This window comes from Tsukamurella spumae, from assembly GCF_012396015.1.
Classification (GTDB): Bacteria; Actinomycetota; Actinomycetes; order Mycobacteriales; family Mycobacteriaceae; genus Tsukamurella; species Tsukamurella spumae.
The window spans coordinates 1-14,999 of record NZ_JAAXOQ010000050.1; the positions used below are offsets into that span (position 1 = coordinate 1).

At 70.1% G+C, this 14,999-nt stretch carries 19 protein-coding genes and 1 tRNA gene; 4 read left to right on the top strand and 16 right to left on the bottom strand.

The window, feature by feature from the left end; all coding sequences use genetic code 11:
- Positions 1-356: 356 nt before the first annotated feature.
- From HF999_RS21435 to HF999_RS21465, 7 genes are all read right to left on the bottom strand, one after another.
- On the bottom strand, positions 357-647 hold the full coding sequence (locus HF999_RS21435) for a hypothetical protein (protein WP_168547812.1): 291 nt from the start codon (positions 645-647) through the stop codon (positions 357-359).
- Positions 644-799: a hypothetical protein gene (locus HF999_RS21440; protein WP_168547813.1), complete on the bottom strand. Its 156-nt coding sequence runs from the start codon at positions 797-799 to the stop codon at positions 644-646. Before HF999_RS21440 ends, HF999_RS21435 begins: the two co-directional genes overlap by 4 nt.
- Positions 796-1,443: a hypothetical protein gene (locus HF999_RS21445; protein WP_168547814.1), complete on the bottom strand. Its 648-nt coding sequence runs from the start codon at positions 1,441-1,443 to the stop codon at positions 796-798. Before HF999_RS21445 ends, HF999_RS21440 begins: the two co-directional genes overlap by 4 nt.
- Positions 1,440-1,748: a hypothetical protein gene (locus HF999_RS21450; protein WP_168547815.1), complete on the bottom strand. Its 309-nt coding sequence runs from the start codon at positions 1,746-1,748 to the stop codon at positions 1,440-1,442. The genes HF999_RS21445 and HF999_RS21450 overlap by 4 nt, the downstream gene beginning before the upstream one ends.
- Positions 1,749-1,923: 175 nt before the next feature.
- Positions 1,924-2,142 (bottom strand): hypothetical protein, encoded by a 219-nt coding sequence (locus tag HF999_RS21455; RefSeq protein ID WP_168547816.1) that lies wholly within the window; start codon positions 2,140-2,142, stop codon positions 1,924-1,926.
- Positions 2,139-2,762: a hypothetical protein gene (locus HF999_RS21460; RefSeq protein ID WP_168547817.1), complete on the bottom strand. Its 624-nt coding sequence runs from the start codon at positions 2,760-2,762 to the stop codon at positions 2,139-2,141. Before HF999_RS21460 ends, HF999_RS21455 begins: the two co-directional genes overlap by 4 nt.
- Positions 2,762-2,974, bottom strand: a complete 213-nt coding sequence (locus tag HF999_RS21465) for a helix-turn-helix transcriptional regulator (protein WP_168547818.1) — start codon at positions 2,972-2,974, stop codon at positions 2,762-2,764. The genes HF999_RS21460 and HF999_RS21465 overlap by 1 nt, the downstream gene beginning before the upstream one ends.
- A gap of 105 nt (positions 2,975-3,079) precedes the next feature.
- Here HF999_RS21465 and HF999_RS21470 point away from each other — a divergent pair, with 105 nt between their 5' ends.
- Positions 3,080-3,700, top strand: a complete 621-nt coding sequence (locus tag HF999_RS21470; protein ID WP_168547819.1) for a helix-turn-helix domain-containing protein — start codon at positions 3,080-3,082, stop codon at positions 3,698-3,700.
- Entirely contained in the window at positions 3,687-4,859 is a 1,173-nt protein-coding gene (locus HF999_RS21475; protein WP_168547820.1) for a tyrosine-type recombinase/integrase, read from the top strand. The genes HF999_RS21470 and HF999_RS21475 overlap by 14 nt, the downstream gene beginning before the upstream one ends.
- A gap of 30 nt (positions 4,860-4,889) precedes the next feature.
- On the opposite strand, the gene HF999_RS21480 is transcribed toward HF999_RS21475, so the two are convergent.
- Positions 4,890-4,966: transfer RNA gene (locus tag HF999_RS21480), tRNA-Leu, on the bottom strand.
- Between the two features lie 37 nt (positions 4,967-5,003).
- Positions 5,004-6,119, bottom strand: a complete 1,116-nt coding sequence (locus HF999_RS21485; RefSeq protein ID WP_168547821.1) for a polyhydroxyalkanoate synthase family protein — start codon at positions 6,117-6,119, stop codon at positions 5,004-5,006.
- 59 nt (positions 6,120-6,178) lie between these two features.
- On the opposite strand from HF999_RS21485, the gene HF999_RS21490 reads away from it, so the two are divergent.
- Positions 6,179-6,781, top strand: a complete 603-nt coding sequence (locus HF999_RS21490; protein WP_068569028.1) for an ANTAR domain-containing response regulator — start codon at positions 6,179-6,181, stop codon at positions 6,779-6,781.
- Positions 6,782-6,784: 3 nt separating this feature from the next.
- Here HF999_RS21490 and HF999_RS21495 read toward each other — a convergent pair whose 3' ends face one another.
- Entirely contained in the window at positions 6,785-8,176 is a 1,392-nt protein-coding gene (locus HF999_RS21495; protein ID WP_246208413.1) for an alpha/beta hydrolase, read from the bottom strand.
- A 93-nt stretch (positions 8,177-8,269) separates the two neighbouring features.
- Positions 8,270-8,578, bottom strand: coding sequence for a helix-turn-helix domain-containing protein (locus HF999_RS21500; protein ID WP_068569030.1), 309 nt, complete (start codon positions 8,576-8,578; stop codon positions 8,270-8,272).
- Positions 8,579-8,716: 138 nt separating this feature from the next.
- On the opposite strand from HF999_RS21500, the gene HF999_RS21505 reads away from it, so the two are divergent.
- Positions 8,717-9,685 (top strand): cytochrome c oxidase assembly protein, encoded by a 969-nt coding sequence (locus HF999_RS21505; protein ID WP_068569031.1) that lies wholly within the window; start codon positions 8,717-8,719, stop codon positions 9,683-9,685.
- Here the strand turns inward: HF999_RS21505 and HF999_RS21510 are convergent, their stop codons facing one another.
- The 5 genes from HF999_RS21510 to HF999_RS21530 all read right to left on the bottom strand — a co-directional run.
- A complete protein-coding gene (locus HF999_RS21510) occupies positions 9,686-10,414 on the bottom strand; it encodes a rhomboid family intramembrane serine protease (RefSeq protein ID WP_068569032.1) in 729 nt (242 codons plus the stop codon).
- Between the two features lie 4 nt (positions 10,415-10,418).
- Positions 10,419-13,157, bottom strand: coding sequence for an ATP-binding cassette domain-containing protein (locus tag HF999_RS21515; protein WP_068569033.1), 2,739 nt, complete (start codon positions 13,155-13,157; stop codon positions 10,419-10,421).
- A gap of 80 nt (positions 13,158-13,237) precedes the next feature.
- The gene (locus tag HF999_RS21520; RefSeq protein ID WP_168547823.1) at positions 13,238-13,798 is read right to left on the bottom strand and encodes a hypothetical protein; all 561 of its coding nucleotides are present in this window, start codon (positions 13,796-13,798) and stop codon (positions 13,238-13,240) included.
- Positions 13,795-14,685, bottom strand: coding sequence for an acyl-CoA thioesterase (locus HF999_RS21525; protein ID WP_168547824.1), 891 nt, complete (start codon positions 14,683-14,685; stop codon positions 13,795-13,797). The genes HF999_RS21520 and HF999_RS21525 overlap by 4 nt, the downstream gene beginning before the upstream one ends.
- A gap of 24 nt (positions 14,686-14,709) precedes the next feature.
- The coding region (locus HF999_RS21530; protein ID WP_281347396.1) for a pyruvate kinase alpha/beta domain-containing protein at positions 14,710-14,999 on the bottom strand (290 nt) is incomplete at its 5' end.

The window sequence follows — 14,999 nt, forward strand, 5'->3', positions numbered from 1 at the left end:
GTTGCCGTCTGGTTGGCCTTGTGAGCGACGTTCAGCGGACCGATGGGTTCCGGGGCGGGCGGCACCTCTGGCGCGGTTGCAGGGGCCGCAGACGACGTCTATGTCGCGGAGGCGGATGGGGAGTCCGTGGGCCTTGCGGTCCCATGCGGCTGGGGTGTGGTCGGCCTGTAGGTCGTCGGTGGCGCCGCAGTCGCTGCAGAACGGTTGGAGGCGGCGGGCGCGGCGGGATAGGTTGCGCCAGGCGGCGTCGTACCCGCGGGCGGCGGGGGCCCGCTCGGGCGGTTCGGGCGGCTGGCAGGTGGGGCAGCGGACACCGCTGTCGATGACGTCGCCGCAGTCAGCGCACGGGCGCGCGGTCACTCGTCTGCCTCCCGCTCGAGGCGTTCGATGACGGCGTCCCTGCACGCGGCCTCCGCCTCGTACGTGAGCAGCAGCCCGTCGAGCTCGGCCATCGTGCAGTCGGCCCAGGGCTTGCCGAGGCGCTTGAGGACGATCTGGTCGACGCGGCGGCGAGTAGCGACGCTGATCGGTTCCATGCCGGCGGCGAACAGCTCACGTTCGGTGCAGTCCATGTAGGACTTGCCGGTGAGCGCTTCGACGGCGGCGATCTGCGCGGCGTCGATGCGGGAGTGGTCGTGAGGGTTCACGGAGTCCCCTTCCTCGGGGTGGTGGTGTTGGTCTTGCACTTGGTGTGCTCGCGCTCGCAGCCCGGGTACACGGTCCACAGGCAGTACGGGCACAGGGTGCCGACGACGGGCGGGCGGCGGGTGCCGAGCGGGATAGGCGGATAGGTGGTCATGCGGCCGGGGGCTCCCCTCGGTTGATGTACTTCGGGCAGCCGTCGGTGTGCTCCGACTCGCAGCCCGGATAGACCGGCCAGTGACAGTGCGGGCAGATGGAGCCCTCGGCCGGGAGGCTGGTGTCAGCTGTACTGACCGCAGGTTCGGGGTCGGGCACTGACGCGAGTGAACGCTCAGAAGTAGGTGCTTCTGTAAGTAGCCCTGTCCTGTCCTGTCCCGTCCCGGTGTTACGCGTAACTTCGGCAGTAACAGATCCCGTAACGGGTACCTCGGGGCAGTTCCCGGGGAGGCACTTGGAGTGATCCCCGGCCTTGTGCGCCCGCAGGCGGCTCATGCGGATCTTGGTCTGCTCGGCGTTCTTCCTGATGTGCGGCGGCGGGATGTGGTCGGCGATGCTGGGCACCTTCACGCGACCGTCCGGCGTGTGCTCGATGAGGCCGACCGCGGCCAGGGCAGCAAGCACCCTGGCCGGGTCGGGAACGTCGGAGCAGCGGCGGGCGTCTGCCGCGCGCACGATGCCGTCGTAGGCGTCCGTGCGCGAGCAGAACTGGATCAACGCAAGGTAGTGCCACCGGGCCTCGTAGTCGAGGTCCGCGAGCACGGCCGAGTCGGTCCAGAGGTCGTCCAGCCGGGTCCAGCTCACGGTGTGGTCGACCTCCTGGGGCAGTCCCAGACGCGCTGGGGGCGGCCGGGCCGCCGGTGGGAGTCGGTCCAGCCGACGTGCCGGATCCGGCCGGCTTGGGCGACGGACTGGATGTAGCCGCCCAATACCTGCGGGTGATCGTCAAGCCAGGCCCGGGTGTCCTCGGGCAGGTGCTGGTGGATCTCGTCGGCGTCGAACGGCCGGCCCTCGGCGAGGATCTTCTCGATGGCCTTCTTGATCCGGTCGTGGTGGTGGCCGGTGAGGACCGTCAGCGATCCGGCGACGGCGTCCGCGGGCCCGGTCATGCCCGCACCTTCCGGGCCTCGGTGCGGATCTCGTCCGCGAGGTGACAAAGCGGACAGGGAACCGTCGCGCCGACCTCGTCGGGCCGGTGCCAGACGGCGCGGTACTCACCGCAGTACGCCTTCGCGGGCCTACCGGAATCGACAGTGCCACGGTCAAGGAGATGAACCAGGCGGGTCACTGGACGCCTCCGACCTTCGGGCGGCCGACCAGGCGGCCGGCATCGTCGAAGCCGTAGTCCAAGGTGGCGTCGTGGATCTCGGCTTCGGCGTTCTCCTCGGGGGTCTGGCAATCCGGGCACAGGTGCCCGACGATGACGCTGGCTTTGACGGTGATGTTCCAGTCGCCGTGACCGCGGTAGCGGCGGCGGCACCGGCTGCACTTGATGATGCTCACTGCCGTGCCCCCTGCTCGAGGTCGGCGAGGGCGTCAGCCAGGGCACGGAGGTCCGAGGCGTCGAACAGGACGTGCATGGGCCTATCCGGGTCGGACCCGGCGATCGTGGCGGTGACCGTCTGCCACGTGTGGTTCACCGCGACCGCGTAGACGGTGCCGTCGATGCAGTCGCTGGGCGATGCGGGGGTGAACAGGGCAGCGACTTCGTCGCGCTGCTCGGGGTTGGTGATGCCCATGTCGTCGAGGACTGCATCGATCGGGCGTGCCTGGTTGGGGCCGGCCTGAGTACGCGCGGCCTCGCACGTGATGACGTCCGTGCACTGGCAGTCGCCGGAAGTGCAGACGGCTTGCTCGGGCTCCGGTGTCGGCAGGGCGTGGAGAGCTGCAAGCAGCCCGTCGGCGGGATGGGTATCGTGCATGTTGATCGACTCCTTGTTGTGGGTGCGGTCGTTGGCGTCCGGGGTGTCTTTGGCGAGAGACCCGGGCGCCTTCTTGGTCAATAGTGGTGTGCGGTCGTCCTCGATAAGACCGAGGTCTGCGTGATCGGCGTGCTGCCGGTAGCGATCCGGCGACGTGGTTCCACCGGGTACTGCGTGCGGGGCGCTGCCCCGCGTGGTCATTAGGCGCCCTCCGGCTCGGCGTGGGCGTCGAGCCAGCGCTCGACGACTTCGGCGTCGTACAGCAGCTTGCGGGGGCCGAGGACGATCGCGGCGGGACCGCGGCCGGTGGCGCGCCAGTAGCGCCAGGTTGCCTCGGGGATGTTGTAGCGCTCGGCGAGCTGCTTGATGGTCAGCAGCTCACGCACCCGGCGCTGAAGCTCAGATCGAGTCATCGCGTATTCCTTTTTGCTGGTCTAGAGCATCCCTCGTGGATGCGGATTCAGAATATACTGATTCACGACTGGACCGCAATAAGGTTCCGGAATATCGTTGGGAGTATGGCTGACGACGACGCGACCCCGACCACCCCTGAGCAGCGGATCGCCGAGAACATCAAGGCCATACGTGAGGACCTGAAGATGAAGCAAGGGCAGCTAGCCGAGCGCATGACCGCGATGGGCTACAAGTGGCATCAGGCGACTGTGGCGAAGGTTGAGACGAATGAGCGTCAGGTCCAGCTGGGCGAAGCTCATGCACTAGCTGCCGTGTTCGGGGTGCCGTTGCAAGACATCGTCGGGGCTACAAGCGAGGCTATGAACGCTGCAAAGCTCTCGGCACTCGTAACCCGTGTACGGTCGGCGAAGATGGAACTTGCTACCGCGCACCGTGTTTGGTGGGGTCTGCGTGCCGAACTAGCAGGTGCTATTCGCGCAGGTGACGCGCGCGATCCCGATGATGACTTTCAGGCTCCGTGGGACGTCGAGGGCGAGTTGCGTGATGCACTCGACAGGCTCCCGGTGGATCAACGGCAGAGGGTGGTCGAACTTAGTGGCGAGGATTTCGAGGACCTGTCGGATGCTGGCATGTACTTCGCGAGGGATGCGACCGGTACCTGGTGGGATGATCCTAATGTGAAGGACCCTGCCTTCTGGGGGCTTGCTCGCGATGCAGAAACGTAACCGCCGCTCCGGTGTCGAGGACCGGTGGACGCGGGCCGACGGGCAGCAGTCCACGCGGCACGGCAAGGGCTTGCGGTGGATGGCGCGGTATGTCGCCGCGGATGGCCGGGAGCACACGAAGTCGTTCGGGCTCAAGAAGGACGCGCAACGCTGGCTAGAGCAGCAGGTTTCCGACCAGGTGACCGGGACGTGGACCGACCCTGAGCTGGCCGCGCAGACGTTCGGTGCGGTCGCTGAGAAGTGGATCGCGACGAAGGCGAGCCGGAAGCCGAAGACGGTGGCCGGTTACCGGTCGATTCTGGACACGGTTGCGCTCCCCCGCTGGCGGGACGTGCCGCTGGGCGAGATCCGGTTCGACGACATGCAGGTGTGGATCTCCGGGCTGAGCACGGACGGCTCGACCAGGTTCGCCGGCCGCGGCCTGTCGGCGTCCCGCGTGATCCAGACCCACCAGGTCGTCGGGTCGGTGCTGCGGTTCGCGGTGAAGGCGCGGTACATCGCGACGAATCCGGCCGAGGACGTGGAGCTGCCGAACAAGGTCGAGGTCGAGCAGCGGTACCTGTCGCATGAGCAGGCGCATCGTCTGGCGGTCGCGTGCGGCGAGTACAGGACGTTCGTGCTGGTGCTGACGTACTGCGGTCTCCGGTTCGGCGAGGCGGTCGCACTGACGGCCGCGCGGATCGACCTCGATGCCCGGCGGATCACTGTCGCGAAGTCCGTGACGTACGTGACCGGGCAGGGGCAGGTCGAGGGGGCACCGAAGAACGGGGCCACGCGGCGGGTGCCGGTCCCGAAGTTCCTGGTGCCGCTGCTCCAAACCGAGCTCGACGGCCGCAAGGATGACGACCTCGTGTTCCCGGGCCGCGAGGGCGCGTGGTTGACCGAGGGGCAGGTGCGGTGGGTGTTCGACAAGGCAGCGGCGACGGTCGGCGAGAAGGGGCTCACACCGCACCAGCTACGGCACACGTGCGCGTCGTTGGCGATCCGCGGCGGCGCGAACGTAAAGGTGTTGCAGACCCTCCTGGGCCACAAGACGGCGACGCTGACGCTGGATCGGTACGGGCACCTGTTCCCGGACGATCTGGACCGGGTGAGCGACTCGTTTGATGCTGCTGCGGACCAGCTGCGGACTGACGGGAAGCTAAGTCTGGTGAAGTAGTGGCGAATATCGCTCTGAGCTGCGGCGATATGGTGCCCCCGGTGAGACTCGAACTCACACTGGACGGGTTTTGAATCCGTTGCCTCTGCCAATTGGGCTACGGGGGCGTCCGGCGGACCGTCGGAAACGGTCGGCCGAGCCAGCTTACCGCGCGGGGTGGACGGCCCCGGACTCGGCATCCACGGAGGCGAGGAAGGCGTCGATCACGGGCCAGGTCTCGCGGACAGCGTCGGGGCCGGCGACGAGGCCGAGGTGGCTCGACTCGACGGTAGCGAACTCCACCCGCGGCGAGCCGGTGAACAGGTCCACGCCGTGCCGAGCGGTCTCCCACGCGCACAGCGCATCCCGGTGCGAGCCGAACAGCTGGATCGGGACGTCGATGGTCGACAGATCCAGCACCGTCTCCCCCAGCGTCACACGCCCCGCGGCCAACTCACCGCGGAAGATCAGCCGCTCCCACAGCTGCGTCGCCAGCTTGCCGGGATACCCCGGAAAGGTGCGCTGGAAGCGGTCGATGACCTCCATGCGCGCCAGCTTCTCGGGCTCGCCGAGGTTCTCGAGGACGAACTTGGGCTTCTTGAGCTCCCGATCCCACGACGTGGCGCGGTAGGCCACCTGGACGATCGGCGCCGGGATGCCTCCGAGCAACGCGATCAGCGCACCGGGACCGAAGCCGTCGAGCGGCTTCATCACCGAGGTCACCAGCGGATAGGGCTGCTGTGCGGCGTAGTTCAGCGGCGTGGCGATCGAGACGATCGACCGGATCGAGGCGGTCGACGCGCCTGCGGCGAGGAAGGACAGCGTGCCGCCCAGGCTCCAGCCGTACAGGTCGACGCCGGCACCGTCGGGCACCTCGCCGCCCCAGAAGTCGTCCAGAGCCCGGGCGATGGCCTGCGGAATGATGTCGAGGGCGAAGTTCTCGAACCCCAGTTTCCGGTCGGCGTAGGCCATCTCACCGAAGTCGACGACGTACGGGACGCGCCCCGTCGCGGCGAGGTGCGCGACGACGGAGATCTCGGGCGCGAGGTCGTAGCAGGTGGCGGGCGCGGCGATCGGCGGCACCAACAACACCGGCGCCGCCCCGGGGACCGCGGCCGCGTGGCGGGCCTCGTCGGAGGCGAACCGTCGGAGGGTGCGATGACCACCGTCGGCGACGACGACGTGCGGCGTGCGCGCAACGGGACGGATCCCGTCACCCACCGTGAGGGCCCAGAGGTTGCCGGCGCGCTCCCGCAATTGAGTCAGGCTCAATACGTTCATGGCGCAACGGTACCGCGCACGTCGCGACGGATGTCCGTCGACCGGTAACGTACCCACCGATGAAGGACACCGCACCCGTACCGCACCGCGTGCTCGTCGCCGAGGACGAGGCGATCATCCGCATGGACCTCTCCGAGATGCTCCGGGAGGAGGGCTACGACGTGGTCGGTGAGGCCGAGAACGGTCAGGTCGCCCTCGACAAGGCCCGTGAACTGCGGCCCGACCTGGTGATCATGGACGTGAAGATGCCCGTGCTCAACGGACTCGAGGCCGCGCAGGACATCGCGCGGGAGCGGATCGCCCCCGTCGTCATGCTGACCGCCTTCGGCCAGCGCGAGTTCGTCGAGAAGGCGCGCGAGGCCGGCGCGATGGCCTACCTCGTCAAGCCCTTCACCAAGGCCGATCTCGTGCCCGCGATCGAGATCGCCATCAGCCGCTTCGCCGAGCTCGCCGCCCTCGAGAAGGAGGTCACGAGCCTCTCCGAGCAGCTCGAGACCCGCAAGGTCGTGGACCGCGCGAAGAGCATCCTGATGCAGTCGCACCGCGTGACCGAGCCGGAGGCCTTCCGCTGGATCCAGCGCACGGCCATGGATCGGCGCACCGACATGAGGACCGTCGCGCACCTGGTGATCGACACACTGGGCGGGAAGCCCGAGTCCTAGTCCTCAGTGCGCCGCCGGTGCCGGTGCCGGTGCCGACGGTGACGGCGTGCCGGTCAGGTGTCCCGCCACCGTCGCCAACACCGGGGTCAGCGCCTGGGTAGCGGACTCCCACGTGTGACCATGGCTCGACGCCTGCACCGTGCAGGCGATGTCGACCTCCGTCATCGCGGTGCACAAGGTCTGCGACGCGCCGGCGGAGTACGGGTCCGGCTCGTAGCCGCGGCCGCCCGCGCCGCCGCCCTGCCCGACCGGATGCTGCCCGCCGCCCCGACGGGGCTTGCCGCCCGGGCGCTGCGGATGCCCGGCGGCATCGACGAAGATCCCGGCCACTCCCTGATAGGCGCCGTGCTGCGCCATGACCGTCTGCGGGTCGTAGGCGTCCCACTTCGACGCGTCACCGCCGAACAGCCGGGACACGGTCTGCGCCTGGTTCCCCGCGTTGGGCCGGAGGTCGCCGCCGATGTCGCCGAACGCGCTGAACAGCTCCGGGTGCATCACCGTCAGGTCCACGGCGCAGGTCCCGCCCATCGACCAGCCGATGACGCCCCAGTGGGCCGCGTCGGACGCGGCCCCGAAGGTCGAGATCACGTACGGCCGCACGTCCTTCGTCAGGTGCGAGGCCGACTCGCCGCGGGGACCGTCGACGCATTCGGTGTCGTTGTTGAAGCTGCCGCCGGAATCGACGAACACCAGGATCGGCGCCCGTCCGCCGTGCTGGGCCGCGTACTGATCGGCGACCTGCGTGGCCGAACCGAGCCGGATCCAGTCGGCGGGGGTGTTGAACTCGCCGCCGATCATCTCCACGGCGGGCAGCGCCGGCGGGGTCTTCCCCGCGAACCACGCCGGCGGGAGGTAGACGTACTCGGTGCGGTGCGCGAAGCCGCTCGCGTCATCCGGGATGTCGACGGGGACCACCCGTCCCTGCTTCTGGACGGTGTCGCGCAACCCGGGCAGATCGCCCTGGGAGGTCTGGTTCGGCAGCGGGCCGGCGGTCAGGGCCGACCATGCGACCTGCACGGTCCGGTAGTAGCCCACCCATTGGTTCACGACCAGCAAGGCCGCGATCAGGAGCAGCGGCACGGCGAGCATCGACACGATCCGGCCCCGCGGACGTCCGGACCGGAACCGGACGATCGCCGCGATCAGGGTCGCGACCGTCAGGCCCAGCCACACCCACAGCATGACCGGCGCGGGCTTCCCCGCGAGGCCCTGCGCTCCCATCTCCGCGTCGGCACCCCACGCGGCGAGCGTGCCGAGCGCGAGGCAGACGGGCAGCCCGATCCGCAGCCACCGCCCGTGCCCCAGCAGTACGACCACCGCGGCCACCGCCGCGAGCGCGAACACGGACAGGGGCAACCAGCCGGTGAGCAGCGATACCCCGCCGCGATGGTCCATCACCCGACCGAGGATCCCCGGCGTTCCCGACAGAATGCTGGGAGCCGCCCGCCAGGCGGCTGTCAGGCCCTGGGCACGGTCACCGTCGGGCGGTCAGACCGCGCGGACGGGGCGCGACGGGGGCAGCTGCTGGCCGCGGTAATAGCCGGTGCGCGGCGTGTTCGGGAACGCGGGCGCATCGCCGGCGGCCTTGTCGTTCTGCCGGTCGATGACCTTCTTGACGGCCTGCGGCGAGGTGCCGGTGTACCGCGCGATGTGAACGATCGGGATACGGGCGGCGTACGCGGCGAGGATGGTCTTGCGGTACTGCTCCTCCGCGTTCGCCTTCAGGTGCGACCAGTGCGAGATCGGGCTGAGGAAGTCGCGGACCTCTTGAGGCGTGGGCTCGGGGACCTTCGGCATCTCTACTCCGTGAGTTCTAGCCCGGGGCGGGTGCCCAGGCAGGCTGTTAAGGGGCGTTCGTGGCGTACATCGGCCGTCCACCGTGGTTTGTTACACGCCGGTTGGATTAGTCTGCCAGGGGTGGTACAACGGGCATCGATGCATCCCTCACCTGTACTGACCCAGCAGCCCGACGCGCTCCACACCTGGGTGTTCACGCCCGTCGTGACCACCCTGATGGTCGTCGCGACCATTCTCTACGTCTACGGCGTCGTCCGGGCGCGGCGCGCCGGCACGGCGTGGCCGATCACCCGCGTCCTGGCGTGGTTCATCGCCATGGCGCTGCTCGTGTTCGCGGTCAACAGCGTCATGGCCGAGCTGGCCAAGCACCTGTTCTGGGCGCACATGCTCGTGCACCTGGTCCTGATCACCGTGATCCCGATGTTCCTCGTGCTCGCCGAGCCGATCCGACTCCTCGCCACCGCCACCGGGGAGACCGGAAACCGCCGCGTGCGCGCCGTGCTCGGCAACCGGGTGGTCCGGCTGATCACCAGCCCCGTCGTCGGTCTCCCGCTGTACGCGTTCGCGCTGATCAGCACGCACCTCACCGGGTTCCAGGACCTCGCGCTGGAGCACCCGTGGCTCAAGCAGCTCGAGTACACCGGCTACTTCGTCATCGGCTGGATCTTCATGCTGCCGCTGATCGGCAACGAGCTGTGCGGGCCCACCAAGCTCTCGCACCCGCTGCGGTTCGCGTCGTTCCTGCTGGCCATGGGCCCGGACACGCTCGTCGGTGTGACGCTCATGATGACCACCAGCGAGCTGGCGCCCGGCTACTCCGCGTCACGCGCGGGCTGGGGTCCGACGGGCCTCGAGGACCAGGCGGCCGCCGGCGCGATCATGTGGTTCGGCGGCGACGGACTGATGATGATCCTGCTCCTGGTCGTCGCCTTCCAGTGGATCACCGCCGAGGCCACCGGCAAGCGCGGCGGCGGCATGGGCACCTGGCTCGACTCCGCGCGCCGCGGCACGCTCATGGGTGACGATTCGGATGTGGACGTCGACGACGACGAGGCCGCGCTGGCCGCCTACAACGCCCGCCTGCGGGAGATGAACCGCGGGCACTGATCACTGCAGCGTGTAGACCTGCGCGTCCGGGTACGTGCCGAACCGGATCGCGATGGCCGCGACCAGGACCGCGGCGATCACGCCGACGCACGACCAGCCGACGGCTTCCACCTGCTTGCGGGTACGCCGGTCGCGCGGCAGCAGCTCCGGGCCGTAGACGATGCCGGCCGTGACCGCCGCGCCGGCCACGAAGCCACCGGCGTGGCCCAGCCACGAGATACCGGACAGGGTGAAGGACGCGACCACGTTCACGCCTATCAGCACGAGCAGCGAGGTGGGGTCCATCTTCATCCGCAGGAACAGGATCAGCTCGGCGGCGATCAGCCCGAAGATCGCGCCGGACGCGCCGACGGTGATCGTGTTCTCGAGCCCGAACCACAGCACGGCCGCGCTGCCGCCGAGCAGCGACAGGGCGTAGATCGCGCCGAACCGTGCCCGGCCCAGCGCCTGCTCGATGTTCCGCCCGAAGACGTAGAGCGTGAACATGTTCACCAGCAGATGGATCGGCCCGAAGTGCAGGAACCCCGAGGTCACCGCGGTCCACCAGCGATCGGTCGCGGTGGCGTACTCCGACAGCGCCAGCTCGGCCACCTCGCGGGAGTACATGTTGTGCTCGATGCTGCCCGATGCCTTCGCGCTGAACGCGAAGGCGATCACGTTCACCGCGATCAGCGAGTAGGTCAGGACGGGTTGCCAGTCACGACGGGTCGTCGATCCGAGTGCGGTCATGCCGCTAGTCCACCATGCCGGGGAACACGCCCCCGAGCACGACCCCGGCGACGAGGACCACGACGGTGCCGAGCACGACGGCACCGTCGAGCCGCGTGGGCCCGCGGTCGGGCTGCGCGACCGCGCCGAGCCCGCCGCGGGAGCTGATGGCGTCGGCGAGTTCCCCCGCCCGGCGGCACGATTGGACCGTGGCCAGCAGGAGCAGCTCGAGCATCGTCTCGATGGTCACGCCACGCGGCCGACCGCTGGGCCGGAGCGGGCGCCGCTGCCGCGCGAGTCCCCACATCGTGCGGACCTCCGCCAGCGCCAGCGGTCCCAGCCGGATCGCCAGCGCGAGCGCCGACGCCGCGGCCACGCCGCGGCGGCCGAGCCCACCGAGCCGGTCGAGGCAGGTCTGCAGGAAGCCCGGGACGTCGCCGAGCGGGGTGGTCCAGCAGAACACCAGCGCCGCGAACAGCGAGACGAGCAGCGCCGCGAGAGCGCGGAAGAAGACATCGACGCCCGACAGGCTGATCTCGACCCCGAACAGGTGCCCGGTGGTCGCGCCGGAGCCCATGGCGGTGAGGAACAGGCTCACGAACCCGAACGCGAAGAACAGCCGGGGCAGGCGCGGCCAGGCCCGCCACGGCGCGCCGGCGAGGAGGAACCATCCGAGCAGCACGAGAGCCGAGGCGCCGATGTTCCACCAGTCGGTGCGCACCCCCATGACGACGCCCATCGCCGCGAGGACGGCCAGCTTGGTGCCCACCCACACCCGGTGCGCGGGCGTCTCCTCGGGCAGGGGCCGGCCCACCACGTCGCCGAACTGCGGCCGCCCGTGGCGCCTGCGGTGCGGCGCCGGCGCCGCCGTGGACGCCGCGACGTCGTGGACGCGATCCGTGACGCGGCGCAGGGGCGCCAGGTCGTGCGTGACGATCACCAGGGTGGTGCCCGCAGCCTTCGCCGCGCCCAGCGCTTCGATCATGTGCGTCGTCGCCTCGTCGTCGAGGCCGGCGAGCGGCTCATCGAGGACCAGGACCTGCGGGTTCGATGCGAGTAGCCCCGCGAGCACGACTCGCCGCTGCTCCCCGCCGGACAGTTCGTCGGCGCGGCGATCGGCGAAGTCGGCCGGGTCCAGCCCGACCAGCCGGAGGGCGTCCCGCACGCCGGCCCGGTCGGCGCCCGACGCGTCGGCCACGTCCTCGCCGACGGTGTCGCGCAGTACCTGCAGGCGCGCGTGCTGCACCCCGATGACGACACGCCCGCGCCCGTTGACGACGGGCGCACCGTCGACGGTGATCGATCCGGACGTGGGCTGCAACAGACCGGCGATCATCCACGCGAGGGTCGACTTGCCCGCCCCGTTGTCGCCGGTGATCGCGAGCGCGGTGCCGCCGGGAACGACGAGGTCCAGGTCGCTGATCACGGGGCGGTCCCAGGGCGTCCCGGCGTCGCGGATCAGCGTCACGCCCTGCAGCTCGACGGTGCCGCGGGCGGAGTCCCGGGCGCGCACCGTCGGGCTCGCGGGCCCGGGTTCCGCGCCCGACGGTGCCCGGGGCGGCCCGAGCCGCACCTCGCGCTCCGCGCCCGCCGCCTCGGCGTCGTGGTGCGTGACGTGCACGACGGCGGTCCCCGCGCCGGCGATGTCCCGCATCACCCCGACCACCGACGCGCGCCCCTCGGCGTCGAGCATCGCGGTCGATTCGTCGCTGATGAGCAGCGCCGGCTCGCGGGCCAGCGCCGCCGCCACGGCGAGCCGCTGCAGCTGCCCGCCCGAGAGGGTCGCGGTCTCGCGGTCGGCCATCCCCGACAGTCCCACGCGGCGCAGCACCCCGTCGACATCGGCGTCGGGCGCCAGCGCGCGGCCGAACCGCACGTCGTCGCCGACGCGCACGCCCAGGACCTGCGACTCGGGCCGCTGGAAGACCACCGCGGTGCCGCCCGGCTCACCCAGGCCGGGCCCGCCGGGCCGCTCCACGACGCCCGTCGTCGGCGGCGCGCCCGCGAGCACGCGGGTCAGCGTGGACTTGCCGGTGCCGTTGCGTCCGGTCACGGCCAGGTACTCCCCCGGCTCGACGGTGAGCTCGGGCACCTCGAGCGCCAGCCGATCGCGGTAGCGGACCGTCACGTCCTCGAGCCGGACGGGCACCGGGCCGGCCGGACCCGCCCCCACCGGGACGCCCGACAGGTGCCCCGTGGAACGGGGCAGCACCCGGTCGGCGCGGGAGAGCAGGGCGCCGAACGCGGCCCGGGCGAGAGCGACAACGGCGAGTACCGCGACGACGAGCAGCAACGGCACCGTCAGCGGCCACCAGCGCAGCGCCCAGTCCCAGATCGCGACCAGCGCCCGGCCGATCACCCCGAGATGGACATTGCCGAGGATCCGGGCCAGGCCGGTCACCGTCGAACCGGTGATCCGGAAGAGGAGCTCCCGGACGCCGGGGAAGATCACCAGCAGGCCGACCGCGAGCGCGGACGACGGGATCGCCAGCAGCGGCAGCGCGTACAGCACGAGGCGGCCCGTCGACCAGCCCCGGCGGATGGACGCGCCGAGCAGCATGCCCACCAGGCCCGTCTCGATCGTCAGCACCACCGGCGCGGTACCGCCGAGCAGGAAGCCCATCGTGACGCCGACCAGCAGGGCCAGCGCGCACGTGCGGAAGGTGTGCCGCAGCCCGATCACACCGAAGGGCAGGCAGGCGGCGAAGGACACGCCGATCGCCAACGGGAAGACCTGCGAGATGAGGACCAACGCGGCGGCCACGTCGGCCAGCGCCGCGGCCTCGGTGATCTGGCGGGCGCCGAGGTGCCGCGAGGGCGCCCGCTCCGTCGTCTCGGTCAGAGCTAGCTCACGTACACGACGACGGGGGCGGACGAGTTCGCCAGCTCCGCGCCGCTCACGGGCGTGCCATCGACGCCGCCGACGGTGACCCGGTAGTTGACGTCCGTATCGACGTCGAGCGCGGACAGCGTGAACTGGAAGACGCAGCGGCCGCCGCGCAGGGTGCCCGCGCCGAGGGTGGCGTTGAAGCTCGTGTCGCGGGCGTGGAACACCACCTTGGCGCCCTTCTTGACCTCCGCGGCGGCATCCGTCCCCGAGCACGCGGTGTCGGAGGGGCGGTACTCGGTGGGGAAGAGCACCACGGCGCCGGTGCGGTCGAAGGCGGTCCTCGCGAAGCCGAAGCCCACCGCGAAGACCCCGATCACGGCCATGACGACCCCGGCGAGCGCGGTGATGACGACCACCCACGTGCGGTTGCCCGGCCCGTGCCGGCGCCACGGCTGCTGTGCGCCCGGCGGCAGCGGGGTCGGGAGCTCGGCGCGGGAGTCGCGGCCCGGCGTGCCCTCCGGCACGGACGGTATCGCCGGCGTGTTCTCCCGCTCCTGCGTGTCCTGGCTGGTCACTTCGCCCCCTTCGACGGGAAGTACTTGAGCACACCCTCCTGCGTGGTGCTTGCTACCAGGATGCCTTCTGCATCGAAGAATTGCCCGTTCGACATCCCGCGTCCGCCGTCGGCCACCGTCGAATGCGTGGAGTAGAGGTTGTGCTCGTCGAACCGGACGCGGCGGTGGTACCACAGCGATTGGTTGAGCGTGACCGCCATGATCCGGTCGTACCCCCAGGACAGGCCGTGGCGCGTGATGATCGAGTCGAGGATCGTCGTGTCCGATGCGTAGGCCAGGGCGGCGTCGTGGATCACCTGGTCGTCGGGCAGCGGGCCCGCGGTGCGGATCCAGACGTTGTTGTCCTCCTGGATCAGCCCCTTGCCCTTGGCGATCCACGCGGTGTCGTTGGTGAAACGCATGTCCATCGGCTGCGGCGCGTCGACGAACATGGTGACGACGTCCTCGTAGCCCTCGAGCGTGTCCTGGATGTTCGGCAGGCCCTCGGGCCCCGGCACCTGCGGTGCCGGGTCGCCGTGGACGAGCGGATTGCGTCCGTCCGTCTGGTAGGCCAGCTGCATCAGCGCGAGGACGGTGCCGCCCTGTTCGACCGAGACGAGCCGGTTCGCCACGTTCCGCGTATCGCGCAGCCGCCGCACGACGAACTCCAGGTCCGCGGTGACCTCGCCTCCGTTGATGAAGTGCGTGTGCGCGGCGTGCAGGAACAACGAATCCCGGGACGCGGGAACGGTGTTGCCCGACGCGACGATCGCCTGCGAGAGGATCTGGCCCCCGAAGGTGCGGGACGCGACTTTGGCGGGGTGAGAGCCGAGGAACCGGTCCTCCCCCGCCTTCGCGAGGTCGAGCGTGCCGAGGAACTCGTCGAAATCGGTGAGTGTCTCCGTCATGACGAGAAGCCTACTGGGCGGGTCCTAGTGGTCGTCCTCGCCGATCCGGTGCACCTGGATCAGGTTCGTCGAGCCGACCGTCCCGGGAGGCGCACCCGCGACGATCACCACCTGATCACCCTTGGAGTACCGGCCGATCCCCTCCAACGACTGATCGACCTGCTTGATCATCGCATCAGTACTGTCAGCACCATCGACCAAGAAGGTCTCCGTCCCCCACGACAACGCCAACTGACTACGCACCTCCGGCAACGGCGTGAACGCCAACAACGGCAAACGCGTATGCAACCGAGCCAAACGCCGCACCGTGTCAC

Coding starts and splice junctions, on each gene's coding strand:
- HF999_RS21495 (WP_246208413.1), bottom strand. CDS start 8,176: ATGGACCATCGCGGCGGGGTATCGCTGCTCACCGGCTGGTTGCCCCTG.
- HF999_RS21465 (WP_168547818.1), bottom strand. CDS start 2,974: ATGACTCGATCTGAGCTTCAGCGCCGGGTGCGTGAGCTGCTGACCATC.
- HF999_RS21510 (WP_068569032.1), bottom strand. CDS start 10,414: ATGACCGCACTCGGATCGACGACCCGTCGTGACTGGCAACCCGTCCTG.
- HF999_RS21525 (WP_168547824.1), bottom strand. CDS start 14,685: ATGACGGAGACACTCACCGATTTCGACGAGTTCCTCGGCACGCTCGAC.
- HF999_RS21500 (WP_068569030.1), bottom strand. CDS start 8,578: ATGCCGAAGGTCCCCGAGCCCACGCCTCAAGAGGTCCGCGACTTCCTC.
- HF999_RS21460 (WP_168547817.1), bottom strand. CDS start 2,762: ATGACCACGCGGGGCAGCGCCCCGCACGCAGTACCCGGTGGAACCACG.
- HF999_RS21475 (WP_168547820.1), top strand. CDS start 3,687: ATGCAGAAACGTAACCGCCGCTCCGGTGTCGAGGACCGGTGGACGCGG.
- HF999_RS21490 (WP_068569028.1), top strand. CDS start 6,179: ATGAAGGACACCGCACCCGTACCGCACCGCGTGCTCGTCGCCGAGGAC.
- HF999_RS21470 (WP_168547819.1), top strand. CDS start 3,080: ATGGCTGACGACGACGCGACCCCGACCACCCCTGAGCAGCGGATCGCC.
- HF999_RS21440 (WP_168547813.1), bottom strand. CDS start 799: ATGACCACCTATCCGCCTATCCCGCTCGGCACCCGCCGCCCGCCCGTC.
- HF999_RS21450 (WP_168547815.1), bottom strand. CDS start 1,748: ATGACCGGGCCCGCGGACGCCGTCGCCGGATCGCTGACGGTCCTCACC.
- HF999_RS21505 (WP_068569031.1), top strand. CDS start 8,717: ATGCATCCCTCACCTGTACTGACCCAGCAGCCCGACGCGCTCCACACC.
- HF999_RS21485 (WP_168547821.1), bottom strand. CDS start 6,119: ATGAACGTATTGAGCCTGACTCAATTGCGGGAGCGCGCCGGCAACCTC.